Origin of the sequence: Pseudomonas veronii, from assembly GCF_001439695.1 — a bacterium.
In the GTDB taxonomy this organism is placed as follows: domain Bacteria; phylum Pseudomonadota; class Gammaproteobacteria; order Pseudomonadales; family Pseudomonadaceae; genus Aquipseudomonas; species Aquipseudomonas veronii.
This window is the reverse complement of the sequence record NZ_JYLL01000027.1, coordinates 59,450-84,645: the sequence shown is the minus strand read 5'-3', so window position 1 is coordinate 84,645 and position 25,196 is coordinate 59,450. Positions and strand designations below refer to the sequence as shown.

The window sequence follows — 25,196 nt, the reverse complement described above, 5'->3', positions numbered from 1 at the left end:
TCGACGCCAGCCTCGCCGGCATGGGCGCCGGGGCCGGCAACGCGCCGCTGGAAGTGTTCATCGCCGCCGCCGAACGCCTGGGCTGGAACCACGGCACCGACCTCTACACCTTGATGGACGCAGCGGACGACATCGTGCGCCCGTTGCAGGATCGGCCGGTGCGGGTCGACCGCGAGTCCCTGGCGCTGGGGTATGCCGGGGTCTATTCGAGCTTCCTGCGCCATGCCGAAATCGCTGCGGCCAAGTACGGTTTGAAGACCGTGGACATCCTCGTCGAGCTGGGCAAACGCCGGATGGTCGGCGGCCAGGAAGACATGATCGTCGACGTCGCGCTGGACCTGCTCAAACGCTGAACCGTGCATCCCCCCGTCCGGTCGCCCACGCAGCGGCCGGACGGTTTTGCTGTGCCCATTACAACAATAAAACGGGTATTTCCCATGACATCGCTAAACGTGCTGACACCGTTGTACATGGCGCGGACCATCGGTCTGTGCTTCCTCGTCGCCCTGATGGAAGGCCTCGACCTGCAAGCCTCGGGCATCGCCGCCCAAGGCATGGCGGCAGCGTTCCAACTGGACAAACTACACATGGGCTGGGTCTTCAGCGCCGGCATTTTCGGCCTGCTGCCCGGAGCGTTTCTCGGCGGTTTGCTGGCTGATCGCATCGGCCGCAAACGGGTGTTGATGGCCTCGGTGGCCCTATTCGGATTGTTCTCGCTGGTCACGACCATGGCCTGGGACTTCAACAGCCTGCTGGTTGCGCGCTGCCTCACAGGCGTCGGCCTGGGCGCGGCATTGCCTAACCTGATCGCGCTGACCAGTGAAGTGGCTGGCCCACGCCTGCGTGGCAGCGCCGTGAGCCTGATGTATTGCGGCGTGCCCCTGGGCGCGGCGCTGGCGGCCAGCATTGGCATCGCGCAACTGGCCGGCGGCTGGCAAGTGGTGTTCTACGTCGGCGGTATCGTGCCGCTGCTGATCGTGCCGCTGCTGGGGGTTTATCTGCCGGAATCCGCGGCGTTTCGCAGCGTGCGCGACGCCGCGCCGATCAGTGTGGCCAGCGGGCTGTTCCGCGGGGGCGCGGCATGGCCGACCGTGATGATCTGGGTCAGCTACTTCTTTACGCTCATGGTGGTTTACATCCTGATCAACTGGCTGCCGAGCCTGTTGGTCGGCCAAGGCTTCAGCGGTTCTCAGGCCAGCTGGGTGATGCTCGCGCTGCAATTTGGCGCGGCGGCCGGCACGTTGTTGCTGGGCTGGGTCATGGATCGCCTGCCGGCCTGGGCGTTGTCGGCGCTGATTTACCTCGGCATCCTCGCGTCACTGACTGCGCTGGGCATGGCCACCCAATGGCACAGCATGCTGGCGGCCGGCTTCGTCGCCGGGTTCTTCGCCACGGGCGGGCAATGTGTGCTGTATGCCTTGGCCCCGCATTTCTATCGTCCGTCAATTCGCGCCACGGGCGTCGGCAGCGCCGTCGCCATTGGCCGGTTGGGTGCGATGAGCGGCCCGTTGGTGGCCGGCAAGATGCTCGCACTGGGCACGGGCACCACGGGCGTGATGATGGCCTCGGCACCCGGCATTGTCATCGCCGCGCTGGCGATGTTTTACCTGTCGCTGCGCCGCAACCGCTGCCCGGCTGACTGAGCGCCAATCCGTACTCGCCTTCCGCGCCACGATGGCGCGGGGCTTACCCCTACAACAATAAAAGTGAACACTGCCATGCTCAGGAACTTCTTTCGGGGCGTCAGCGCCTGCACCTGCGTTTTTTTCGTAGACCAGGCCTGCGCCGCCGGTTTTGTCGACGACAGCCAGGCCGATCTGGTGATACGCAACTATTACTTCGATCGCAATTACGTGAACGCCACGCCGCAGGCGGCTGCCCGCGAATGGGCGCAGGGCTTCATTCTCAACATGCGCTCGGGCTATACCGAAGGGCCTGTCGGCTTCGGCCTGGACGCCCAGGGTTTGCTGGGCGCACGTCTGGACTCCTCGCCCGCACGCACGGGCACCGGCCTGCTACCGTACAACCACCAGACCCGTGAACCGGCCAGCGAATATTCGGAGCTGGGCCTGACCGCCAAGGCCCGGGCCTCGAAGAGCGAGTTGCAACTGGGGACCATCAGCACGTTTCTGCCAATCGCCTTCGCCAGCCCTACCCGCCTGCTGCCGCAGACCTTCCGCGGCACGTACCTCAAGTCCCAGGAGATCGACAACCTGACCCTGCACGTCGGCTGGCTCGACCGCATCAACCTGCGCGACTCCACCCACTACCAGAAAATGTCGGTAGCCTCGCCCAACGGCCGCTTCAATGGCGCCGCCGAATCCGACCGTTTTACCTTCCTCGGCGGCGACTATGCCTGGTCGCCGCAACTGACGCTCAAGTACTACCACGCCGAACTGGCTGACCTTTATCGCAAGGATTTCTACGGTTTCGTCGACAATCGCCCGATGGGCCCCGGCCGCCTGAAAAGCGACGTGCGCCTGTTCGTCACCGGTGAAAACGGTGCCGCCAAGGCCGGCCCCGTGGACAATCGCAACGCCGCCCTGATGCTGACGTACAGCCTGGGCGCGCACAAATTCGGCGCCGGCTACATGCAACTGACCGGCAAGACCGCCATGCCTTACCTGTTCGGCACCGAGCCGTTGGTCATCACCGAAGGCACGCTGAGCTCGGAGTTCCTCAACCCCAAGGAGCGCAGTTGGCAGGTGCGCTATGACTACAACTTTGCCGCGCTGGGCTTGCCCGGGCTCAATGGCATGCTGCGTTACGTCAGCGGCGACAACATTGAGTTACCCAAACTGGGCGGCAGCAACCTGAAGGAAAGCGAAAAAGATATCGAACTGAACTATGTGCTTCAGAGCACACCCCTTAAAGGCCTGAATCTGCGCGTGCGCAACGCATGGTACCGTAATGATTTCGCCGCCCAGGCCAGCCATCGGGACGACAATGAGCTACGGGTGAATGTCGATTACACCTGGAAGCTATGGTGAATGACCGCCCAGTGATTCACCTGGGCTGGGCGGATCGTTCAAATGTGGCCGTCGCATAGGCCTTCTGGAGCAACACAAACCCGGCCTCGGGCCGGGTTACCCCGCGTCGCGGCCAGGTGCTCATCTGGGCGCCCCAACCTGTTCCTTTCTAATAGCCAAACACTGACTTTGTTTCCAGGTACTCCTCAAACCCGAACACCCCCCATTCCCGCCCGTTTCCGGACTGTTTGTAGCCGCCAAAAGGCGCGTCCTGGTCGGCCTTGCAACCATTGAGATGGACCATGCCGGTACGCAACTGTCGAGCGATAGCCCTGGCGCGTTCGCGGTCCGACGAGGTGACGTACCCCGACAGCCCGTACACGCTGTCGTTGGCGATCCGCACCGCCTGCTCCTCGCTGTCATACGGAATGATCGCCAGGACCGGGCCGAACACTTCTTCGCGAGCGATGCTCATGTGCGGCTCGACATCGGCAAAAATCGTCGGTTTGACGTAGAACCCTGTCGTCACGCCGTCTGGGCGCCCTGTTCCACCGGCCACCAGCAACGCGCCTTCGCACAGCGCCTGCTCGATCAACTGCTGGACCCGATTGAACTGCATGACGTTGGCCACCGGCCCGATGGCCGTGGCAGGCCGGCTATCATCGAAACACACCTGGGCCGCCACCTCGCAGGCGATTGCGACCGCCTGGGCATGCAACGCCCGCGGCACCAGCATGCGGGTCGGTGCATTGCACGACTGGCCGCTGTTGCGCATGCAACCCAACACCCCATGGCGCACCGCGCTGGGCAGATCGGCATCGTCGAGCAGGATATTGGCCGACTTGCCGCCCAGTTCCTGGGCGACTCGCTTGACCGTATCCGCCGCCGCCTTGGCCACTGCGATACCCGCCCGCGTCGAGCCGGTGAACGAGATCATGTCGATATCGGCATGCTGCGACAGCGCCGTGCCGACACCCGGACCGTCGCCATTGACCACGTTGAACACCCCCTGGGGCACGCCGGCCTCGTGCAGAATCTCGGCAAAAATCAGCGCCGACAGCGGCGCGCGCTCACTGGGCTTGAGCACCACCGTGCAGCCGACGGCCAGCGCCGGGGCGACTTTGCAGGTGAGCTGGTTGAGCGGCCAATTCCAGGGGGTGATCAGGCCACACACGCCAATCGGCTCACGCATCACCCGCGAGCTTCCCAGCATTGTTTCGAACGGGTAGCGCTTCAACACCTCCAGGGCCCGCACCAGATGGCCCAGCCCCGCCGGTACATGGGCCGTTCTGGCGAGTGACAGCGGCGCGCCCATTTCCTGATGCACCGCAAGAGCCAACGCCTCACTGCGCCGCTGATAGCCGTCGATGATCCTCTCGAGCAGTTCGATACGCTGCTCGGGCGTGGTCGCGGAGAAACTCGCGAATGCCGCTTTGGCCGCCGCCACCGCACGGTTCACGTCGCGTTCGTTGCCCAGGATGATCCGCGCAACCACCTGCTCGCTGGACGGATCGATCACGGCTTCGATCACCTGGCTATCGGGCCTGACCCAGGCCCCGTCGATGTAAAAATCCAATAGATCCGTCATAACCGCTCCTCGACTCAATCACGCAACCTGGCATAACGCTTCGCGCAAGGTTTCGAATACCTGCGCGATGTGTTCCGGGGAAATAATCAGCGGCGGCGAGATCACGATGGTGTCACCCGAGCCCCGTACCAGCACGCCGTGATCGAAACACCACTGCGCCACTTGCGCGCCCCTGACACCCGGCGCGGCTGGCAACGCTTGCAGCTCGACAGCACACAGCAAGCCAATCGCGCGGACATCCACCACCGGCCCGACGCCTTTGAGCGACAACGCGGCCGCTTGCCAGAGATCGCTGACCGCCAGCACGTGCTGGTTGATCCCCAATTCCTCATGCACCCGCAGCGTCGCCAGGCCGGCCGCGCAGGCCAGCGGATGGGCGGAATAGGTGTAGCCGTGCATCAATTCGATAGCGTTCTCCGGGCCGGCCATAAAGGCTTCATAGACCCGCCCGCTGACGAGCACGCCGCCCATCGGCACCGCGCCGTTGGTGAGGCCCTTGGCGGTGGTGATCAGGTCCGGAGTGACGCCGAACGCCTGCGCGGCGAAGCTTGCGCCGACACGACCGAACCCGGTGATCACTTCGTCGAAGATCAGCAGCACGCCGTGCCGAGTACAGATGTCGCGCAGCCGCTGCAAATACCCCTGTGGCGGCGGATAGACACCGCCGGAACCGGTGACCGGCTCGACGATCACCGCCGCCACCGTGCTCGGGTCTTGCACTTCCAACAGCTGCGTCAGCGCATCGGCGTATTCGACGCCAGTGGCCGGTTGGCCCGCGGTAAAGCGCATGCTCGCGTCATACGGCAAGGGCAGGTGCGAGACCTCCCCCAGCAATGGCCCGAAATCGCGCTTCTGACGCCCCAGCCCAGACACCGAAAGGCCGCCGAACCCCATGCCGTGGTAGCCCTTGGCACGCCCGATGAACTTGGTCCTGCGGCAATCGCCACGCGCCTGATGGTAGGCCCGGGCAATCTTCAGCGCGGTGTCGACCGCTTCGGAACCGGAGTTGGTGAAGAACACCTGCTCGATGCCGGCCGGGGCAATGGCGATCAAGCGCTCAGCCATTTCCAGCGCGTGGGGATGGCTCATTTTGAATGAGGATACGAAGTCCAGGCGCCCGGCCGATTCGCGAATCGCCTCGACAATTCGGGCCTGGCCGTGGCCGGCATTCACACACCACAGACCGGCCATGGCATCCAGAATGCGGCGGCCATCGGTGGTGGTGTAATGCATGCCCTCGGCGCTGGCGAACATCATCGGCTGCTTTTGAAACTGGCGCATCGGTGTGAACGGCGCCCAAAACGCCGAGGCGGCCTGGGACGTAGGGGTGTTGCCGGAAAGATCGCTCATGGGCGCTCCTTGATGATCGGTGATGAAAAAACCTCAATCCGCACAGCACAACGCAGATCGGTTGTAGGCACCGGCAAGCCGGCGCCTACGGCAGTGCATGGCATCGACGCCTACCAGAGCGCCAGGGTGTAGCCCAGGATCAGGCGGTTTTCGTTGGTGTCACGGGTGTAGTTGCTTTTCGCACTCGCGTTCTGCCAACGCAGCGAGACGTTTTTCAGGCGCCCGCTCTGCACCACATAGCCGAGGCTGAAGTCGCGTTCCCACTCGCGGCCCTCGCCCTGGAAGCCTTTGACTTTGGCGTTGTCACCATTGGCATAGCGCGTCGAAAACAGAAGCCCGGGCACCCCCAGCGCGGCGAAGTCGTAGTCATAGCGGGCATGCCAGGTGCGCTCCCCGGTCTGGGAGAAGTTACTCAATTGGTATTCGGTGAACAGGTAGGTGTTAGTGCCGTCGACGTAAGTGAACGGCGTCGTGCCGTATTGCGCCTGATAGCCGCCACTGAGGCTGTGGCCCTCCAGGCTGTAGCCGATGCGCGTGCTCAGCGCCTGGTTATCCACCTTGCCCGCCAACCCCGCGCCATCCTGGCTGGCATCAAAGTAACGGATGTCGGTTTTCACCGTCCCGGGCCCGAGGCCGAAGCTGTTTTTCAGGCCCAGGTATTGCTGTTTGTACAGGCCATCAAGTTGCGCCCACTGGTAGCTGGCCAAGGTGCTCGCGCCGAGCTTGTAATCCGCGCCGGCGTAACGAAACCGGTCACTTTTGGCCGAACTTTTGTAGGCCCCGGACTGGCTGGTCAGGCCCATGTCCTCGTAGTCGGTCGAGTCACGCTGCTTGACCTTGTCCAACTGGCCGAGACTGATCGTCAGCCCGCTGAGGTCTTTGGAGGTCAACGCGGTACCGCTGAAGCTTTGCGGGAACAAGCGACTGAGGTTGGGTTGCAATGTCGGCAGGTCCGGGACCATATAGCCGACCCGCAACTCGCTCTGGGCAAAGCGCGCCTTGCCGGTCACGCCAAACTTGGAATACTCGTCGTGCGCGCGCCGGGCGTAGCTGGGTTTGCCCGGTTCTGGCTCACTGTTGCGCGACAGCAGGCCTGAACCGGAACGGTCGGGGCTCGAGTCGAGTTTCAAGCCGAGCATGCCGACGGCGTCGAGGCCAAAACCGACGGTGCCTTCGGTGAAACCAGACTGCAGGTTAAGCAGAAAGCCCTGCGCCCATTCCGCGCGCTGGGACTGGCCCGTGCCTTCGCGGTAGTCGCGGTTGAAGTAGTAGTTTTTCAGTTCCAGTGACGCACGACTGTCCTTGATAAAATCCGCCTGAGCGAACGCAGGCAGTAAACCGGCGCCGATCAGACCTGCTCCGGTGACGACATGGGTGATGGTGTTTTTCATGGTGCTGGCTCCTGGCAGTACGGGGGTTGGGTGATGTTTTTGTTTTCTTCGGGCATGGCGTTGCCCGTCACGTCAATCGGCGATTGACGCGAGGCGGGACAGCGTTCAGGTCCTGGGTGAAGCAATGCCTAGCGCGTGCGGATGCGATAGCCTCCGCCAGCCAGTCGTTCCAGCGGGCTGGCGGCAGCCAACAACTGCTGGGTGTAAGGGTGTTGCGGCGTGTCGAAAATCGCGTCGCGGTCGCCGATCTCGACCACTTCGCCCTGGTTCATCACGGCAACGCGATGGGCGATACGCTCTACCGCCGCCAGGTCATGGGAAATGAACAGGCAGGCAAAGCCGTACTGTTTCTGCAAGCGTTCGAACAGCTCCAGAATCTGTTTCTGAATGGTCATGTCCAGCGCCGAAATCGGCTCGTCGGCAATCACCAACTGCGGACGTCGCACCAGTGCCCGCCCGATTGCCACGCGCTGACGCTGCCCACCGGATAATTGGTGGGCAAAGCGTTCGACGAAATGTTCGGCAAGCCCGACATCCACCAGCGTTTCGGCGACACGCTGCCGACGTTGCGCGGGGCTCATGCCCGGCTCGTGGCGCAGGGGTTCAGCCAGAATCTGGCCAATTTTCATGCGCGGATCGAGGGAGGAATACGGGTCCTGGAAAATCATCTGGCACTGCAACCGGTGTACGCGGTTCGCGGCCTTGAGGATGTCCACGCCCTTGAAGCGGATAGCCCCGGCGCAGGGGTTGACCAACCCCACCACCGCCCGCCCCAAGGTAGTCTTGCCAGACCCGCTGCCGCCAACCAGGGCCAGGGTTTCGCCAGGCGCGATGCTCAGGTCCACCCCATGCACCACGCGTTTTGGAAGGCTTTTGCCCCAGAACGAACGCGGCCCCGGGTGCTCGATGCACACACCTCGGACTTCGAGCAACGGCCCGTTGGCGGGCGGCAATGGCGCCAGCACGCCGCGGCTGGGCAAGGCCTCCAGCAACTGACGGGTGTAGTCGGCGCGCGGTGCCAGCAGAATGTCCTGGATGCCGCCCTGCTCGACCGCTTTGCCGTTGCGCATGACCACTACCTTGTGGGCATAACGCGCAACCAGCGACAAGTCATGGCTGATGAACAGAATCGCCGTGCCCTGCTCGCGGGTCAGCTCCAGCATCAGCTCGATGACGTCCAACTGCGCCAGACAGTCCAGGGCCGTGGTTGGCTCATCGGCGATCAACAACGCAGGACGCAGCAGCATCACCGAGGCCAGCATGATGCGCTGGCGCATACCGCCGGAAAACTGGTGCGGGTATGACGCCAGGCAACGCTCGGCGTCCTTGATGCCGATGCGTTGCAGCATCTGCAGGCAACGCCGACGGATTTCGGCCGCGTCCAGGTCGGTGTGCAGCTTGAGGGCCTCACTCATTTGCCGGCCGATGGTCAACGATGGGTTGAGCGAGACCATCGGCTCCTGGAAGACCATGCCGATCTGCGCGCCACGCACCCGCCGCATCGCGGGAGCGTCGCGGCTGTCGAGCGCTACGCCTTTGAACTCGATACGTCCGCCACACACCTGCATCGGCGCCGGCAGCAAGCCAATCGCTGCGCGTGCGGCCATGGTTTTGCCGCTGCCCGACTCGCCCACCAGGGCGACGATTTCGCCCGGGGCCATTGTGAAGCTCAGGTCGTCGACGGCCAGTTGGCCTTGCACGCCCGCACGGATTTTCAGGTGCTGCACAGACAGCAAGGCAGTAGGAACAGTCATGATCATTTCCTCATGCGCGGGTCGAGACGATCGCGCAGGGCATCGCCGAACAGGTTGATGGCAAGCAGTGCCAGGCTGATGAAGAGGCCGGGGAAGATCCCGAGCCAGGCAGCCGATGCGATATAAGGCCGGCTGGCCGCCAACATGCTGCCCCAAGTGGCCGCCGGTGGCGGTACACCCAGCCCGAGGAAGCTCAAGGCGCTTTCCGAGAGCAAGGCCCAACCGAACATGCTGGTGGCCAACACACACAACGGTGCCAGGCAATTGGGCGCAATGTGCCGCAGCATGGTGTAGAACTCGGAGTTGCCGATCACCCGCGAGGCTTCGACAAACTCCAGTTCGCGCAGCGACAACACACTGCCGCGCACCACCCGCACCACCGACGGCGTATAGGCGATCCCCAAGGCCAGAACGATGCCGTACTGGCTGGCGCCGATGATCGCCATGATCCCCAGGGCCATGAGGATCCCGGGGAATGCCAGCAAGGCGTCGTTGAGCATCATCAGCACCCGGTCGGTCCAGCCGCGCAGGTAACCGGCCAGCATGCCGATCAGCGTTCCGGCCACCACTGCGAAACTCACCGACAGCAGGCTGATCCACAGGCTGGTGCGCGCCCCCATCATCATCCGGCTCAAGGCATCGCGACCGAACTCATCGGTGCCCAGCCAGTGCGCCGCACTCGGCGCCTGGAACCGCGCGAGCAAGTCCAGGCGCAACGGCTCGTAGGGCGTCCAGACCAGGCCGAGCAAGGCCATGCCGATCAGGACCAGTAACAAGCCCCCGCCGATCAGGGCGTTGAGTGGCGGGTAACGCCAGGCGCGTCGGGCCGGCGCCGCGACACTCCGCGCCGGCTCAGCTGGCAGCGTTCGCTTGGCACTCATAACTTCACCCTCGGGTCGAAGAGCGGATACAGCAGGTCGACACACAGGTTGACGAGCACGTAGATACAGGTAATCAGCAGCAAGCAGCCCTGCAACACCGGATAGTCCCGGGCGAAGATCGAGTCCACCATCAGGCGCCCGACACCCGGCAATGTGAACACCGTTTCCAGCACCGCAATGCCGCCGAGCAGGTTGCCCAGGATCAAGCCCACCAACGTCCAGGTGGGCGCAAAGGCGTTGCGCAAGGCATGGCGCCACAGCACCGCACCTTCGGACAAGCCTTTGGCGCGGGCATGGGCGATATAGTCCAGGCGCAGCACTTCAATCGTGCTGGCCCTGGCCATGCGGGCGATGGCGCCAAACTCCACCAGGGTCAGGGTGACAATCGGCAGCACCAGATAGGTGATCGCCTTGAGCGGATCATCCGCAAACATCACGTAACCCACCACCGGCAGCCAGCCCAGCTTGATCCCGAAGGCGTACAGCAGCAGCAGGCCGAGCCAGAAGCTGGGAATCGACAACAACAACGTCGCGCCGGCCACCAGCCCCAGGTCCATCGCGCTGTTCTGCTTCCAGGCGGCAAATAGGCCCACCGGCACGGCAATCAGCGTGGCCAACGCAACCGCTACCAGTACAATCGTCGCGCTGACACTGAAGCGCTCGAGCAACAGCGGCAATACAGCTTGTCGCGTGCTGATGGAGAACCCCAAGTCACCGCTGAGCACTGACTTTATCCAGATCAGGTATTGGGTCACCACCGAGTGATCCAGCCCCAGCGAACTGCGCATTTGTGCCAGGCTCTGGGCATCCGCCATGTCGCCCAGCATCAACAATGCAGGGTCACCGGGGATGAAGCGGATCAGTGCAAACACCATCACCGATATCAGCAACAGGGTGGGCACAGCCATCCCCAGCCGATGCAATATGAATCGAAACATGGGAACGCCCTACTTTGATGTTGCCGCCAGCGACACGCCCCACAGGCGCGGTTTAGAGATCGGCCAGGAGCGATAGCCCTCGATGCCGGCTTTTACGACACCGATACTGGTGCCGTTGTAAATCATCACCATTGGCACATCGGCCAGCATCAGCGTGTGCAATTGATCGAACAGCGCTTGACGCTTTGGCGCGACGGACTCGCTCTGGGCTTCACGCAACAACACCAGCGCCTTGGGGTTGTCCCAGACTTTGCGCGGTTCCTTGTCTTTGTTCCCCGTCACCGACTCATAGCTCAGCGCCGCGTCAAAGCGTGGCGAATACGAGAACGCCATCATCTGGAAGTTGCCGCTCTGATAACGCTCCAGTTGGGCGCCCCACTCCAGGGTTTCGAGCACGATATTCACCCCGACAGCCTGGAGCATTGCCTGGCTCAAGACGCCCATGTCGAACATCTGCGGGTAGCGCTTGTTGACGATCAGCTTGATCGGCTGGCCGTGGTAACCCGCCGCTTTGAGCAGGCGCCGGGCCTCGTCGAGGTCGTAGGGGTAACCCGTATGCGCCGTCGCGTCGTAATACGCGCTGGTGGTCGGAATGATCGAGTTGTTGACGGTGGACAGGCCATTGGAAAGCGTTGCGACCATCTGCGAATAGTCCAGCGACAGCGCCACGGCGCGGCGAATACGCACGTCGCCGAGCAACGGGTCACGGGTCTGGAACAGCAGCCCGCCGAGCGTCATCACCGGGCTGGTGCGTACCTGCATGCCGGGGACATTTTTCAACTCCGCCTCATCCATTGCGGTCACGTCCGGCAGTACGTCGACACCGCCGGAAAGCAGTGCGGCCTTGGCCGAGGCGGCGTCCGGGATGACCACAAACCGCACGCGGTCAACGAACGCTTGCTTGTTCCCGGTAAAGCCGTCTGGCTTCGCTTCGGCGCGCGGGGTGTAGTCCTTGAAGCGGTTCAACTCGACGTACTGGCCTTGCTTCCACTGACCGAGGGTGAACGGACCGGTGCCAATCGGCGCGATCCAGGTGCCATCGGCCGCGACCGAATCGGGATGCACAATGCCGCTGCCGCCACAGTCGGGCCGGGACATGGTCGCCAGCAGCACGCCGTTGGGCTTATCGATGCGGAACACCACCTTGAGCGGTTCCGGAACCGAGATGTCGAGGATTTTCGAGACCCCGCGCCCATCAAACTCCGGCAGGCAGCGCCATTGGGTTTTCGGGTCGAGGTAGTGCTGCCAGGTCCACTTCACGTCCTCGGCGGTCAGGGGCTTGCCGTTCTGGAACTTGACGCCTTCACGCAGGGTGAAGGTATAGGTGAGCCCGTCGTCCGAGATCGTGACGTCTTTAGCCAGCATCGGCCCGACTGACGCATCTTCGCGGTAGGCCACCAAACCTTCGACGATGTGCATGATGAACGCATCGGAGTTTTCATCGCGATTGACCCCAGGTTCAGTGCTGCGGATATCACCGTTGAAGCCAACCTTGATCAGGCTCGGTTCGCCGGCTTGCAGAGTAAGGGCGGCAAGGCACAGGCTGAGGGTCGGCACGCCGAAATACAGGGCTTTTTTGACGTAGTGATGCATGGGAGAAAGACTCCTTGAACAAAATTTTCCGGTCGATGGACTAAGCCATGGGCAGGGCCGGGAGCGGAATGGGTAGGTCGTGATTATTTTTATAGCAACCGATCGCGCGTACTTTTGTCAGATACCAACGCAATCATCAGGGACGTCAATTACGCCCCTTGCACCTCTTTACAGCGGTATCGATCAACGCCGGCCGCGACGAACTCGCAGCACCTCGGCGAAAAAGTCCTGGGCGGCCGGCATCGCCTTGATCCCCTGATGAGCCACATTGGGCAGCACATCGAAACGCACCTTGACCCCCTGAGCCTCGAAACTCGCCTTGAGTGCCGCCAGCCGTTCAGGCCGCGTGCAACCGGCGCTATTGGCGCCGGGCATGTAATGTTTGCCGCCTTCGCGGTGAGTGATTTCCCAGGTTTCGAGGTCGGCCTCGCCCACCACCATATGAATCGGCACCTGGCGCAGGGCGTCGAGGTCCAGTGGCTTGGCAAACCGGGTCTCGAAGTCGCGCACACCGACCCACCAATTCTGCTTGGGGTCCAGCAAGGTCACCGAGCCTGGCGCACCGATCGAGGCGGCCCACAGCTTCTCGGGGTGCAGGTAACAAAACCGGTGGCTGAACTGTCCGCCACCGGAGTAACCAAACAGGGCGAACGTATCGAAGCGGCGGTTGTACTTCTGGCCGACGCTGGCGACCATGTCCAGCAGGACTTGGTCGTAACGGATATCGCCTTCCACCAATTGCTTGTAACCGTCGCCGTTGCCATCTCCCAGCACCCCCACCGGAAACAGTGGCGACAGAATCACACAATCGTTCCAACGACCAAATTCGGCGAAGCCATTGCGGTAGATTTCCATGGCCCGGGTTGAGCCGTGCAACGACACCACGAGGTCGACCGGGCGCTCAGGGTCCTCAATCGAGGCGGGTACATACAGCGTGTAGGCAAAACGGCTATCGGCAGTGTGCGAGTACACCGTCGTGGCGCCGAGGTGATAAACACTCTTGGCGGCTTGGCTCGCCACTGCATCGGCGGCGGGATTGATTGCTTCATTCGACTGGCTTTTCATAGGGTCATCGCTGCTTCCAGAACAGCGTCCAGTATTCTGCCGCGCCAGACGAAAGAAAATCTAAATTACCTTTATCCAACATAAACAAACCCTTTACCATCCCTGGCACTGAACCCGTCGGAAACACCCAATGAGTACCATCCGTTTTCTGAAAACCTTCATTGCCGTCGCGCAATACGGCAGTTTTGCTGCCGCAGCAGATCGAGTGTCCCTGACCAATGCCGCCGTCGGGCAACAAATGCGTGCGCTCGAGGATGAGATCCGGCGCCCTCTGTTCGATCGCAGCCAGCGTCAGGTCAAGCTCAACCGTGAAGGCCTGCTGTTGCTGCCCAAAGCCAAGAAGCTGGTCGACGATTACGCGGCCATGGTCGCCGGCGACGATACTGACCTCACGATGGAAGGCGATGTGACGATCGGCGGGATCACCTCGGCAATGGGCTTGCTCGCCAACTGCCTGGTCAGGCTCAAGGAGGTTTATCCCAAGGTGTCCGTCACCCTGGTGACCGCGCGCTCGGACGAACTGGCGCACCGGGTTCTCACCGGAGAACTGGATGCCGCGCTCTTGATCGAGGCCACACGCCAGGACTTCAAAGGCTTGAGCTGGACAAGGTTGTACGAAGAACCGTTGGTGTTGTTGGTCAGCGCAACCCACTCGCAGGGCACCGACGATGCCATTGAACTGCTCAGGACACAGCCGTTCATTCGCTATGACAGAACCACCGCCGTGGGCCGAAAAGTGGAGCGCTTTTTCCGACGGGAAGCGATCGAGCCCATGCAGATCCTTGAACTGAACTCAATCATCGGCATCGCGGAACTAGTCCGACAACGCGTCGGCATCGCGATTATTCCGCTGCTCAGAAACTTCGACTGGCAACACGACCCACAGCTGCGTGTCCTGGCGTTACCGGGTGCGGTGGAGCAGCGAACGGTCGGCATCCTCGAACAAGGCAGCAAAAGCCATATCACCGGTGAAGTGCGCAACTTTCTGATGGCGACAAACACCGAGTGAGCCTGCGCCCAGGGCCCTGCAAACGCTCCGCGCCGTCACGCCGGCGTTGTCCAGCGTGAGCGGCGAGGTGCTCGGGCCGCACGGCGTGGCAGCCAGGCAAGCGCGCATTATGGATCCAGTAAATAAAAACTGATCGATAATCGCCCAAATAAATCTCGGCATTGCCGAACCACAGGTTGACTCCAAGTGACGCACTTCATTTAATGGATCCATTAAATAAGAACAATCACTCGCCTGGAGAGTCACCATGTACCCCAAGAACACGTGGTATGTCGCCTGCACCCCCGATGAAATCGCGCAAAAGCCGCTGGGTCGGCAGATATGCGGGGAAAAAATGGTGTTTTATCGCGGGCTGGAAGGCGCCGTCGTGGCTGTCGAGGACTTCTGTCCGCACCGCGGCGCGCCGCTCTCGTTGGGCTATGTGGAGAACGGCAAGCTGGTCTGCGGCTACCATGGCCTGGTCATGGGGGACGATGGCAAGACCGTCGAAATGCCCGGGCAGCGGGTGCGCGGGTTTCCCTGTAACAAGACCTTCGCCGCGGTGGAACGCTACGGTTTCATCTGGGTGTGGCCCGGCGATCAGGCCCTGGCCGACCCGGCGTTGATCCACCACTTGGAATGGGCCGTGAGCGACCAGTGGGCCTATGGCGGCGGTCTGTTTGACATCCAGTGCGACTACCGCCTGATGATCGACAACCTGATGGACCTGACCCACGAAACCTACGTCCACGCCTCCAGCATCGGCCAGAAGGAAATCGACGAAGCGCCGCCTGTGACCACGGTCGAAGGCGATGAAGTCGTCACCGCCCGCCACATGGAAAACATCATGGCCCCGCCGTTCTGGCGCATGGCCCTGCGTGGCAATAACCTCGCCGATGACGTGCCGGTGGACCGCTGGCAGATCTGCCGCTTCACCCCGCCCAGCCATGTACTGATCGAAGTCGGCGTGGCCCACGCCGGCAAGGGCGGCTACCACGCCGCGCCCGAGCACAAGGCCGCGAGCATCGTGGTGGACTTCATCACCCCGCAAACCGAGACATCGATCTGGTACTTCTGGGGCATGGCGCGCAACTTCAACCCTCAGGACCAGGCACTGACCGCCAGCATTCGCGAAGGCCAGGGCAAGATTTTCAGCGAAGACCTGGAGATGCTTGAACGCCAGCAACAGAACCTGCTGGCCCACCCGACGCGCAATCTGCTCAAGCTCAATATCGATGCCGGTGGCGTGCAGTCACGCAAGGTCCTCGAACGGCTGATCGCCAAGGAGCGCGCCCCCGCGCCGCAACTGATCACCACGACCCGCGCCTGAACCGCGCGCTAACGCTACGAGGACTGAACATGATCGATGTGGTGGTGGTATCCCGCAACAACGAAGCCCAGGACATTTGCAGCTTTGAATTGGCCCGCGTCGATGGCCAGGCGCTGCCGGCCTTCAGCGCTGGCGCGCATATCGACGTGTACCTGCCCGACGGCGTGGTCCGTCAATATTCCCTGTGCAATCACCCGGAAGAACGGCATCGCTACCTGATCGGCGTGCTCAACGACCCGGCCTCCCGTGGCGGCTCCCGTTGCCTGCACGAACACATACAGAAGGGCGCCCGCCTGCAGATCAGCGAACCGCGCAACCTGTTCCCGCTGGCGCACGAAGCCCGACGCAGTCTGCTGTTCGCCGGCGGCATCGGCATCACCCCGATCCTGTGCATGGCCGAGCGCCTGGCCCATGTCGGAGCTGACTTCGAACTGCATTATTGCGCCCGCGCCAGTGAACGCGCCGCCTTTGTGCAACGCCTCAAGGACTCATCGTTCGCCGAACGCGTGTTCCTGCATTTCGACGAGCAGCCCCATACGGCAATGAACACCGCCCAGGTGCTGGCGGCGCCCGACGCCAACGTCCACCTGTATGTGTGCGGCCCCGGCGGTTTCATGCAGCATGTGCTCGACAGCGCTCGGGCCCAGGGCTGGCAGGAGGAATGCCTGCACCGCGAATACTTCGCTGCGGCGCCGCTGGACAGCAGCCTCGACGCAGGGTTTTCGGTGAAGCTCGCCAGCAGCGGCCAGGTCTTCGACGTACCCGCCGACCGGAGCGTGGTCCAGGTCCTGGAAAGCCACGGTATCGAGATTGCCGTGTCGTGCGAACAAGGGATTTGCGGAACCTGCCTGACCCGCGTGCTCGAAGGCATACCGGAGCACCGCGACCTGTTCCTCACCGAGCAGGAACAAGCGCTGAACGACCAGTTCACCCCCTGCTGCTCGCGCGCGAAAACCCCGCTGCTGGTGCTCGATCTCTGAAAGGCGTCACGCCGTGGGCAAAATGACCTTCATCCGCGCGTTGGCGGTCGCGGAACCGAAGATCTCGGCATAGCGCAAGGTCGCGTTGGCGTGTTCGCGCATGATCGCTTCGGCCCGCGCGCCCTGGCGATTGACCAGGGCATCGAAGACCGAGTGATGTTGCATGTGGGCATAGTTGAAACGCCGGTATTCGCGGACCATGTCGTCGCGATCCACCGCCAGCGCGGTGACCGATGCGAACGGCAGGTGATCATTGCGTGCCAGTGCGTCGGCGATCGCCGGGTTGTGGCTGCCTTCAACGATGACGCGGTGAAAGCGCATGTTCAGGTCGTGATAGACCTCAAGGTCGTCCTCGGTCACGTACCCTTTGTCGAACAGTTGATCGCCTTCCACCAGGCAGCGCTCGAGGGTGGCACGCGCCACGTCGGACAACCCGCGCTCGGCGGTTTGACGCGCAGCCAGGCCCTCGAGCACGCCACGCACTTCGACGGCGCCGGCAATGTCGTCCGGGCTGACCGAACGCACCTGATACCCACGCCCGCCAAACGGCACCAGCAGCCCTTCCTGCTCAAGGGTACGGAACGCCATACGCACGGGCATGCGTGACACACCGAACAGTTGCGCCGTGGGAATCTCCATCAGCCGCTCGCCCGCCGCCAACTCGCCGCTGGCGATCATCTTGCGCAGTGCAACCAGCACCAATTGACCGGGTTTACTCATCCAGGCAACTTCCAGAAAACGTGGGTCGCCATAGTACCGCTAGTAGTACCGCAAGTAGTACCGTAAGCATCCGCCCTCCGTCAGACGAACGCCAACGCCGCGCGTGCCGCGTCTATCGCGCCCAGGTGCTGCGCCAACCGGGACGGCAGGTAATCGAAAAAGAACCCGGCGCTTTGCAGCTTGGCGGCGCGCAACGGATCGTCCTCGGGCAATGCCCGGGAAACCCGAGCGGCCCGCGCCCATGCCAGGGCCAGCAGGGCCACGCCGCATAACTGGAGAAAGTCCGGCGCGGCCCGATAGGGGTACTCGCTGTCTTCCAGCGCCCGTTCACGTATGGCCTCGACCACACGGGCCAGCGCGTCACACAGGCTGCCCAGCGCGTCGGCGAAACCTGCACACGCGGCGCATTGGCCGCCCTGCCCGGCCTCGGTGCGCAGCACTGCCAGCAGCAAGTCGAAGGCTCGCCCCTCATCGCCCAGCACCTTGCGCAGCAGCAGGTCATTGGCCTGGATCTCGTTGCTGCCCTCATAGATCATCGCAATGCGACTGTCGCGCAGCGTTTGCTCGATGGCGAACTCGGCGACGTAGCCGTAACCGCCGAAGACCTGCAAGGCATTGCTCGCCTGACGGAAACCCTGCTCGGTGAAAAACGCCTTGATGATCGGCGTCAGCAACTGCGCCAGTTGACCGGCGCACGCTCGTGCTTGCGGGTCCGGGTCATGCTCGGCCTGATCGAGCAAATGCGCGGCCCAATAACCGATGGCCCGCATCCCCTCGCTGGCCGTGCGCAACTCCAGCAACACGCGGCGCATCGCCGGGTGATAACGGATAGGGTCAGCCGCTTGGGCCGATGCCCCTTGCGGCCTCGACGGCGCACGCATTTGCACGCGCTCGGCGGCGTATTGCGCAGCGTTCTGCCAAGCCGCCTCGACATGCCCCAGGCCTTGCAGGCCGACATGCAGGCGCGCCGAGTTCATCATCACGAACATCGCCGCCAGGCCGCGGTTGGCGTCGCCGATCAGCCAGCCTAGGGCGCCGTCGAACACCAGCGAGCACGTGGCGCTGCCCTTGATGCCCATCTTGTGTTCAATGCCGTCGCAATGCACAGCGTTGGCCTGGCCGTCGTCCAGTCGCTTGGGCACCAGGAACAGTGAAAGGCCGCGACTGCCCGGCGGCGCATCGGGTAGGCGCGCCAGTACCAGGTGCAGGATATTGGGCGTGAGGTCGTGCTCGCCGCCGGAGATAAACAACTTGTTGCCCTGCAGGCGATAACGGCCATCGCCCTCGGGGGTCGCGCGACAGCGCAGCAACCCGACATCGCTGCCGGCCTGGGGTTCGGTCAGGCACATGGTGGGCAAGGCATGCCCACTGATGATCTCGGGCAAGTAACGCGCCTGCAACCAGGGCGCGGCGTGGGTCTTGAGGCAGAGGTAGGCGCCGTGGGCGATCCCGGTGTACATGGCCCACGCGTGGTTGCAGGCGTAGAGCATCTCTTGCAGCGCCGCGTCGAGCAGTTGCGGCAACCCCTGGCCGCCCTGCCCTTCAGCGCACGCCAAGGCCGGCCAGCCACCGTCGACATAGGCGCGATAGGCCTCGGCGAAACCGTCCGGCGTGCTGACCTGGCCGGCGTTCCAGCGACAGCCTTGACGATCGCCGCTACTGTTCAGGGGCGCCAGCACCCCCTGGCTGAAGCGCGCCGCTTCCTCCAACACTTGAACGGCGAGAGACATGTCCAACGCTTCGAACGCCGGAACATGGCTCCACGCCTGGGGGGCTTGCAGCCAATGTTCAAGCACAAATTGCATATCGCGCAGCGGCGCCTGATAGCTCCACATGGCAAACCTCATCGAATAAAAAGGAGTTACACCGTTGAACGCTCAACCGCGATAGGCCGGGTTCTCGATCAACAACGCCATGCCCTGCCCACCGCCGACGCACGCAGCGGCAATCCCGTAGCGCAGGTTGTGCCGGCGTAATTGCCCGGCCAGCGTCATGACCAAACGCAGGCCGGTGGCAGCCAATGGATGCCCCACCGCCAGCGAACCGCCCTGGACGTTGAGCCGGGTGCTGTCCAGCTCCAGTTCCTGGGCCACCGCCAATACCTGGGCCGCCTGCGCTTCGTTGATCTCGAAACGGCCGATGTCATCCAGGCTCAACCCGCTCCGATGCAGCAGCAAGCGGATCGCCGGCGCCGGACCGATGCCCATGAACTCCGGCGCCACACCGACCACCGCGCTGGCCAGCAGCCGGGCCAGGGGCACACGCGGGCAGGCCGAGGCGCGCCCGACCAGGGCTGCCGCCGCACCATCGACCACCGCGCAGCTGTTGCCAGCGGTTTGCACGCCATTGGCATGCACGGCGCGCAAGCGTGCCAGGGCCGCAAGGTCGGTGGGCCGTGGGTGGCTGTCCTGGGTGACGGCAGCGGCGCGGCGCGCCAGGCTGATGCCACGCGGCTGATACCCCTCCAGCTCGAACACTTGGTTATCGACCGTCACGATCTCTTCAGCCCACGCGCCGTCACGCTGCGCCTGCAACGCACGCTGATGGCTCGCGCAGGCGTAACGGTCCACGGCCTCGCGGCTCAGGCCATGGCGGCGCGCCAGGTGGTCGGCGGTGGCAATCATGTCCAGCCCCGGGGCCGGGTCGTATAGGGCTTCCCAGAGAAAATCCTTGAATTGCACTTCGCCACCGAGACGAAACCCATCCCGGTGGGTGTAGGCCGCAATCGGGTTGCGGGACATCGACTCACTGGCCACGCACAAGGCCAGTTGCACCTCGTCGCGCAGTTGCTCAGCGGCCTGGCGCAACAGCTCGAAACCCGTGGCGCAGATGCGCTGCACCCCCAGCGCCGGGACCGATTGCGCCACGCCGCAGTACAACCCGACATGCCGCGGCAGCAAATAGGCATCGAAGCTGGCCTGGGCCATGGAGCCGGCCAGCACGCTGTCCACCGCCAGCGGGTCGATACCGGCACGGGCCAGGACTTCACGGCCGACCTTGATCCCCAGGTCGATGGGCGAGACCAGGGACAAGGCGCCACCGAGGTCGACCCACGGCGTGCGTAGCGCCTCGTAAATCGCCACGTCGGCAAACGCCGAATATTGCCCCACGCCGCTCAAGGCTTGGGCTCGGCACGCAGGATCGCAGCATCTTCACCGCGATACAGCGCCTCGACCTTGGCCGCGCGCCATTGCAGTACCGCACGCTGGTTGATCGACCCCTTGTCGGTAATTTCCCCACGGTCGATAGACGCCGGCTCGTCGAGCAAGGCAATCCATTCCAAACGGCTGGCATTGCCGGTGGCGTCGCGATTGAGGCGCTGCAACCAGTCGCCGAACCATTGGCGCACCGGCGCGCTGGCGAGTACGTCGGCGTCGCTCGCGTCGGCGTTCAAGCCCGCCAGCCGGCGGCATTCGTAGAGCCTGGGGAAGACCAGGGCGCCCAGGCATTCGCGGTCCGGCGCGGCAATCACCAGGTCCTGCACATACGGCGAGCCTTCCAGCACCGCGCGATTGCGCAACGGCCCGACGCTGACAAACACCCCGGAGGACAGTTTGAAATCCTCGGCGATGCGCCCGTCGAACATCAGCCCCAGTTGCGGCCGATTCGGGTCGGCGAGCTTGATCGCGTCCCCCGAACAATAGAAGCCGTGCGGGTCGAACACCTCGGCGGTTTGTTCCGGCGCCCGCCAGTACCCCGGCATGATGTGCGGCCCGCGAAAGCGCCCTTCGAACTTGCCGTCCACCGGCACCAGGCGCACCTCGCAGCCCGGCGCGGGCAAACCGATATAGCCGGCCATGGACAACGGCCCGGTGGTGAAGGTGCAGGATGGCGCGGCTTCGGTCATGCCCAGCCCGGCCATCATGCGGATGCGTTCTCCGCAGTGCTGTTCGGCCACCCGGTCGAGGCGGTCCCAGACACTTTGCGACAGGCCCGCGGCGGCGAAGAAAAACAATTTCATTCGCGCAAAAAAGCACTCGCGCAACTCGGCATCCTGCTCCAGGGCGCTGACCAACTCTTCCCAGCCCTTGGGCACCGTCAGATAGGCCGTGGGCGACACCTCCTTGAGGTTGCGCAGGGTCTCGGCAAACCCCTGGGCCGTGGGCTTGCCAGCGTCGAGGTAAAAGGTGCCGCCGTTGTAGAGCACGATGCCGACGTTGTGGCTGCCGCCGAAGGTGTGATTCCACGGCAACCAGTCCACCAGCACCGGCGGCTCTTCGCCGAACACCGGAAACGTCTGCAACAGCATCTGCTGGTTGGCGCAGAGCATGCGTTGCGTGGTGATCACCGCCTTGGGCAATTTGGTCGAGCCCGAGGTGAAAAGAAACTTGGCGATGCTGTCCGGGCCGGTGGCATTGAACGCCTGATCGGCCGCACTGCCGCCCGGGGTTTGCAGCAGGCTCGCGAAGCTGACCTGGGTGCGTCCCGGCACATGGCCGCGCACGCAGATCAGCGGCGTCTCGGCCGGCAATACCGCGTCGATCGCGCGCTGGTAGGCCGCCGCATCGCTGACGAACACCAGCCCCGGTTGCAGCAAGTCGCATACATGCCGCAGCTTGGCGAAGTCCTGGGACAACAACGAATACGCCGGCGACACCGGGCAGTAAGGGATACCGGCGTACATCGCACCGAGGGCCAGTTGCAGATGCTCGATGTCGTTGCCCGACAGCAACGCCAGCGGCTTGTCTGCCGACAGGCCGTAACTCAGCAAGGCCTGGGCAATCGCCCGCACGCTCTCAAGCATCTGCGCGTAGCTGACGCGACGCCAGTCACCATCGGCCTGGCGTGCGGCGATGAAGGTCTGTTCGGGACGCACCCGGGCCCAATGCACCAGACGATCGAGCAAGCGCGCCGGCAACTCGGCCAATGGCTCCAGGGAACGCATATGCAGCACGCCCTGCTCTTCAGTGACCGCCACCGGGGCGTGGCCGATGGAGACCTCGCGGTAGCGCGGTGCGGGCTGGGGTTGCGGTCTGAATTCGGAACTCACAAGGGTGTCCTCCAGCAAGGCGGATCACAGCCGCCTTGTTATTGTTATGTCGCGACGCCTGCTCAGATCGGGTAATGCCGCGGCCCGTTCTGCAAGGTCACCCAGCGCAATTGCGTGAAGTGTTCAATCGACGCCTTGCCGCCAAAGCTGCCGTAACCGCTGGACTTGACCCCGCCAAAGGGCATCTGCGCCTCGTCATGCACGGTCGGCCCGTTGATGTGGCAAATGCCCGACTCCACCCGCTGCGCCAGCGCCAGCGCACGCCCGGTGTCGCGGCTGAAGATCGCCGCCGACAGGCCGAACTCGGAGTCGTTGGCCAGGCGCAGCAGTGCTTCATCACCGTCACCGCGCAGCAACACCGCCACCGGGCCGAAGGATTCTTCGCGGTACAAGCGCATGTTCTCGGTGACGCCATCGATCAGGGTCGGCTGCAGGATGCTGCCCTCCAACTGGCCGCCCGCGACCAGCCGTGCGCCCTTGCCCAGCGCATCGTCGATCAGGGCCTTGATGCGCGTACCGGCGCTGGCATCCACCAGGGAACCCAAGACCGAATCCGCCGCCGCGGGGTCACCGGCGCGCAGGCTGGCGACCTTGGCGGTCAGCTTGGCGATAAACGCATCGGCGACCTTGGCATCGACAATCAGGCGCTCGGTGGACATGCAAATCTGCCCCTGGTTGAAGTAGGCACCAAACGCTGCCGCGGCAACCGCCGCATCCAGGTCGGCGTCGTCGAGCACCAGGAGCGGCGCCTTGCCGCCCAGTTCCAGCAAGGCCGGCTTGAGGTGACGCGCCGAGAGTTCGCCGACAATCCGCCCGACATGGGTCGAGCCGGTGAAGTTGACCCGGCGCACCGCCGGGTTGGCGATCAGCCGTTCGACAATCGCGGCGGCATCGGCCGGTGCGTTGCTGATGACGTTGACCACGCCATCGCCCAGCCCGGCATCCTGCAAGACCTGGCCAATCAGGCGATGCACTGCCGGGCTTAACTCCGAAGCCTTGAGCACCACGGTATTGCCGCAGGCCAGCGGCATGGCGATGGCGCGCGTGGCGAGGATGACCGGGGCATTCCACGGCGCAATCCCCAGCACCACGCCGCACGGCTGACGCAGGGCCATGGCGAAACTGCCGGGGACATCGGAGGGGATCACTTCACCGGTGATCTGGGTGGTCATCGACGCCGCTTCACGCAGCATGTTGGCGGCCAGGCGCACGTTGAAGCCATACCAGTTGGCCATGGCGCCGGTTTCGCCGGCGGCGGCAATGAATTCGGCGCTGCGCGCCTGCAAGTGCTCGGCCGCCTTGAGCAACCGGGTGCGGCGTTCATTCGGCGCCAGCGCGGCCCAGCCGGGGAACGCCGCCTGGGCTGCGGCCACGGCGGCGTCGGCATCGTCCAGGGTCGCGGCGGCAACCCGCGAAACCACTTCACCGGTCACCGGGTTGCGACGCTCGAAGGTTCGACCGTCACGGGCGGGGCACGACCGGCCGCCGATCAACAGGGGCACGTCCAGCATGGTGATTCCTCTTTATTGTCTTTATGGGGAATGCATTCAAGCGATGTCACAGTAGCGCCAGGGTGAGGCGGCGAACAGCGGGATGCGCCCGCCATTCGCCGACTAGCCTCAGCGTTTGTACGTCTGCAGGCCGGGCTTGATGCTCTTGTCGTCGAGGAACTGCTTCATGCCCTGCTCGCGGCCGCCTTCGGTGTCGAGCAGGCGCGACTGATCGAGCTTGGCGTAGAGGTAATCCTCGTTCTGCTCCCAGGTCAGTTCGCGGCAACGCTTGAAGCCATGCTTGGCCGCCCGCAGCACCACCGGGTTTTTCTCCAGCAGGTTGCGCGCCAGTTCGATGGTCACTTCGCGCAGTTGCGCCAGCGGTACGCTTTCGTTGACCAGGCCCATCTCGGCGGCCTTCTGCCCGCCGAAGGTCTTGCCGGTCATGATGTAGTACAGCGATTGACGATGGCCCACGGTGTCGGCCATGGCCTTGCTCACCAGGTTGCCCGGTGGGATGCCCCAGTTGATTTCCGAGAGGCCGAAGGTGGCTTCGTCGGCGCAGATCGCCAGGTCGCACGCCACCAATGGGCTGAAGCCGCCGCCGAAGCACCAGCCATTGACCATGGCGATGGTGGGCTTGGCGTACATGCGCAGCAGTTTCCATTGCCATTGCGAGGCTTCGCGGCGGATTTTCTCCTGGAGGATTTCCGGGCCGGCATCCACTTCGCGAAAGTATTCCTTGAGGTCCATGCCGGCGGTCCAGGCTTCACCGGCACCGGTCAGTACCAGTACGCCGGCGTCGGGGTCCTGCTCCAGGGTTTCCAGGACGTCGATCATTTCGCGGTTCAGGGTCGGGCTCATGGCGTTGCGTTTTTCCGGGCGATTGAGAATGACCCAGGCAATGCCTTCCTCGATTTCAACCTTGACGGTGGTCCAACGGCCTTCGTAATTGCTCATGACGGTACGCTCTTGTTCTTGGTTGGAAGATGATTCGAAATTAAACCGCAAATATAGTTATGTCAATTAACTATTAACCTTGATAACCAATATTTTCCCCTTGTAAAACCTAAGCCGCTCGGGCGTTATGAAAAGCCGGCATAGCCATGGCTCGCGAACCTCGGCAAACTAGATAGCTTTCTTAACCTCCACCTTCTGAGGATTGCACT

Annotated in this window: 19 protein-coding genes and 1 pseudogene; 6 read left to right on the top strand and 14 right to left on the bottom strand. The window is 63.4% G+C overall.

What is annotated here, in order from left to right; all coding sequences use genetic code 11:
• The 3 genes and pseudogenes from mhpE to TU80_RS24605 all read left to right on the top strand — a co-directional run.
• A pseudogene (gene mhpE / locus TU80_RS24615) lies at positions 1 to 353 on the top strand (4-hydroxy-2-oxovalerate aldolase); the annotation flags it as partial.
• 84 nt (positions 354 to 437) lie between these two features.
• Entirely contained in the window at positions 438 to 1,643 is a 1,206-nt protein-coding gene (gene mhpT / locus TU80_RS24610; RefSeq protein ID WP_057005589.1) for a 3-(3-hydroxy-phenyl)propionate transporter MhpT, read from the top strand.
• 75 nt (positions 1,644 to 1,718) lie between these two features.
• Entirely contained in the window at positions 1,719 to 2,990 is a 1,272-nt protein-coding gene (locus TU80_RS24605) for an OprD family porin (RefSeq protein WP_046383946.1), read from the top strand.
• Between the two features lie 148 nt (positions 2,991 to 3,138).
• Here the strand turns inward: TU80_RS24605 and TU80_RS24600 are convergent, their stop codons facing one another.
• From TU80_RS24600 to TU80_RS24565, 8 genes are all read right to left on the bottom strand, one after another.
• Entirely contained in the window at positions 3,139 to 4,557 is a 1,419-nt protein-coding gene (locus tag TU80_RS24600) for an aldehyde dehydrogenase family protein (RefSeq protein WP_057005588.1), read from the bottom strand.
• 18 nt (positions 4,558 to 4,575) lie between these two features.
• Positions 4,576 to 5,907 carry an omega-aminotransferase AptA gene (gene aptA, locus TU80_RS24595; protein WP_057005587.1) on the bottom strand — a complete coding sequence of 444 codons (1,332 nt, stop codon included), beginning with the start codon at positions 5,905 to 5,907 and terminating at the stop codon, positions 4,576 to 4,578.
• 110 nt (positions 5,908 to 6,017) lie between these two features.
• Entirely contained in the window at positions 6,018 to 7,298 is a 1,281-nt protein-coding gene (locus TU80_RS24590; RefSeq protein ID WP_046383949.1) for an OprD family porin, read from the bottom strand.
• 128 nt (positions 7,299 to 7,426) lie between these two features.
• Entirely contained in the window at positions 7,427 to 9,052 is a 1,626-nt protein-coding gene (locus TU80_RS24585; RefSeq protein ID WP_046383950.1) for an ABC transporter ATP-binding protein, read from the bottom strand.
• 2 nt (positions 9,053 to 9,054) lie between these two features.
• Positions 9,055 to 9,933: an ABC transporter permease gene (locus TU80_RS24580; protein ID WP_046383951.1), complete on the bottom strand. Its 879-nt coding sequence runs from the start codon at positions 9,931 to 9,933 to the stop codon at positions 9,055 to 9,057.
• Positions 9,930 to 10,871, bottom strand: coding sequence for an ABC transporter permease (locus TU80_RS24575; RefSeq protein ID WP_057005586.1), 942 nt, complete (start codon positions 10,869 to 10,871; stop codon positions 9,930 to 9,932). Before TU80_RS24575 ends, TU80_RS24580 begins: the two co-directional genes overlap by 4 nt.
• A gap of 9 nt (positions 10,872 to 10,880) precedes the next feature.
• A complete protein-coding gene (locus TU80_RS24570) occupies positions 10,881 to 12,464 on the bottom strand; it encodes an ABC transporter substrate-binding protein (RefSeq protein ID WP_046383953.1) in 1,584 nt (527 codons plus the stop codon).
• A gap of 183 nt (positions 12,465 to 12,647) precedes the next feature.
• On the bottom strand, positions 12,648 to 13,529 hold the full coding sequence (locus TU80_RS24565) for an alpha/beta hydrolase family protein (RefSeq protein ID WP_046383954.1): 882 nt from the start codon (positions 13,527 to 13,529) through the stop codon (positions 12,648 to 12,650).
• Positions 13,530 to 13,659: 130 nt separating this feature from the next.
• On the opposite strand from TU80_RS24565, the gene TU80_RS24560 reads away from it, so the two are divergent.
• The 3 genes from TU80_RS24560 (at position 13,660) to TU80_RS24550 (ending at position 16,827) form a co-directional block, all read left to right on the top strand.
• Positions 13,660 to 14,538 (top strand): LysR family transcriptional regulator, encoded by an 879-nt coding sequence (locus TU80_RS24560; protein ID WP_046383955.1) that lies wholly within the window; start codon positions 13,660 to 13,662, stop codon positions 14,536 to 14,538.
• 247 nt (positions 14,539 to 14,785) lie between these two features.
• Positions 14,786 to 15,847 (top strand): aromatic ring-hydroxylating oxygenase subunit alpha, encoded by a 1,062-nt coding sequence (locus TU80_RS24555; RefSeq protein ID WP_057005585.1) that lies wholly within the window; start codon positions 14,786 to 14,788, stop codon positions 15,845 to 15,847.
• 29 nt (positions 15,848 to 15,876) lie between these two features.
• Positions 15,877 to 16,827: a PDR/VanB family oxidoreductase gene (locus TU80_RS24550; RefSeq protein ID WP_017847927.1), complete on the top strand. Its 951-nt coding sequence runs from the start codon at positions 15,877 to 15,879 to the stop codon at positions 16,825 to 16,827.
• 6 nt (positions 16,828 to 16,833) lie between these two features.
• On the opposite strand, the gene TU80_RS24545 is transcribed toward TU80_RS24550, so the two are convergent.
• From TU80_RS24545 to TU80_RS24520, 6 genes are all read right to left on the bottom strand, one after another.
• Positions 16,834 to 17,547 (bottom strand): GntR family transcriptional regulator, encoded by a 714-nt coding sequence (locus TU80_RS24545; protein WP_057005584.1) that lies wholly within the window; start codon positions 17,545 to 17,547, stop codon positions 16,834 to 16,836.
• 80 nt (positions 17,548 to 17,627) lie between these two features.
• The gene (locus tag TU80_RS24540) at positions 17,628 to 19,382 is read right to left on the bottom strand and encodes an acyl-CoA dehydrogenase family protein (protein ID WP_057005583.1); all 1,755 of its coding nucleotides are present in this window, start codon (positions 19,380 to 19,382) and stop codon (positions 17,628 to 17,630) included.
• Positions 19,383 to 19,424: 42 nt separating this feature from the next.
• Positions 19,425 to 20,666, bottom strand: a complete 1,242-nt coding sequence (locus TU80_RS24535) for a thiolase family protein (RefSeq protein ID WP_057005582.1) — start codon at positions 20,664 to 20,666, stop codon at positions 19,425 to 19,427.
• Positions 20,663 to 22,537, bottom strand: a complete 1,875-nt coding sequence (locus TU80_RS24530) for a feruloyl-CoA synthase (RefSeq protein WP_046383961.1) — start codon at positions 22,535 to 22,537, stop codon at positions 20,663 to 20,665. Before TU80_RS24530 ends, TU80_RS24535 begins: the two co-directional genes overlap by 4 nt.
• Positions 22,538 to 22,599: 62 nt before the next feature.
• Positions 22,600 to 24,048 carry an aldehyde dehydrogenase gene (locus TU80_RS24525; protein ID WP_017847932.1) on the bottom strand — a complete coding sequence of 483 codons (1,449 nt, stop codon included), beginning with the start codon at positions 24,046 to 24,048 and terminating at the stop codon, positions 22,600 to 22,602.
• Positions 24,049 to 24,156: 108 nt separating this feature from the next.
• Positions 24,157 to 24,987 (bottom strand): p-hydroxycinnamoyl CoA hydratase/lyase, encoded by an 831-nt coding sequence (locus TU80_RS24520; RefSeq protein ID WP_017847933.1) that lies wholly within the window; start codon positions 24,985 to 24,987, stop codon positions 24,157 to 24,159.
• Between the last annotated feature and the right edge of the window lie 209 nt (positions 24,988 to 25,196).

Bases quoted from the DNA above. Each gene is read 5' to 3' on its own strand.
- TU80_RS24590 (WP_046383949.1), bottom strand. From the start codon at position 7,298: ATGAAAAACACCATCACCCATGTCGTCACCGGAGCAGGTCTGATCGGC.
- TU80_RS24575 (WP_057005586.1), bottom strand. From the start codon at position 10,871: ATGTTTCGATTCATATTGCATCGGCTGGGGATGGCTGTGCCCACCCTG.
- TU80_RS24550 (WP_017847927.1), top strand. From the start codon at position 15,877: ATGATCGATGTGGTGGTGGTATCCCGCAACAACGAAGCCCAGGACATT.
- TU80_RS24580 (WP_046383951.1), bottom strand. From the start codon at position 9,933: ATGAGTGCCAAGCGAACGCTGCCAGCTGAGCCGGCGCGGAGTGTCGCG.
- TU80_RS24555 (WP_057005585.1), top strand. From the start codon at position 14,786: ATGTACCCCAAGAACACGTGGTATGTCGCCTGCACCCCCGATGAAATC.
- TU80_RS24540 (WP_057005583.1), bottom strand. From the start codon at position 19,382: ATGTGGAGCTATCAGGCGCCGCTGCGCGATATGCAATTTGTGCTTGAA.
- TU80_RS24605 (WP_046383946.1), top strand. From the start codon at position 1,719: ATGCTCAGGAACTTCTTTCGGGGCGTCAGCGCCTGCACCTGCGTTTTT.
- TU80_RS24525 (WP_017847932.1), bottom strand. From the start codon at position 24,048: ATGCTGGACGTGCCCCTGTTGATCGGCGGCCGGTCGTGCCCCGCCCGT.
- aptA (WP_057005587.1), bottom strand. From the start codon at position 5,907: ATGAGCGATCTTTCCGGCAACACCCCTACGTCCCAGGCCGCCTCGGCG.
- TU80_RS24600 (WP_057005588.1), bottom strand. From the start codon at position 4,557: ATGACGGATCTATTGGATTTTTACATCGACGGGGCCTGGGTCAGGCCC.
- TU80_RS24545 (WP_057005584.1), bottom strand. From the start codon at position 17,547: ATGAGTAAACCCGGTCAATTGGTGCTGGTTGCACTGCGCAAGATGATC.
- TU80_RS24520 (WP_017847933.1), bottom strand. From the start codon at position 24,987: ATGAGCAATTACGAAGGCCGTTGGACCACCGTCAAGGTTGAAATCGAG.
- TU80_RS24585 (WP_046383950.1), bottom strand. From the start codon at position 9,052: ATGACTGTTCCTACTGCCTTGCTGTCTGTGCAGCACCTGAAAATCCGT.
- mhpT (WP_057005589.1), top strand. From the start codon at position 438: ATGACATCGCTAAACGTGCTGACACCGTTGTACATGGCGCGGACCATC.
- TU80_RS24570 (WP_046383953.1), bottom strand. From the start codon at position 12,464: ATGCATCACTACGTCAAAAAAGCCCTGTATTTCGGCGTGCCGACCCTC.
- TU80_RS24565 (WP_046383954.1), bottom strand. From the start codon at position 13,529: ATGAAAAGCCAGTCGAATGAAGCAATCAATCCCGCCGCCGATGCAGTG.
- TU80_RS24560 (WP_046383955.1), top strand. From the start codon at position 13,660: ATGAGTACCATCCGTTTTCTGAAAACCTTCATTGCCGTCGCGCAATAC.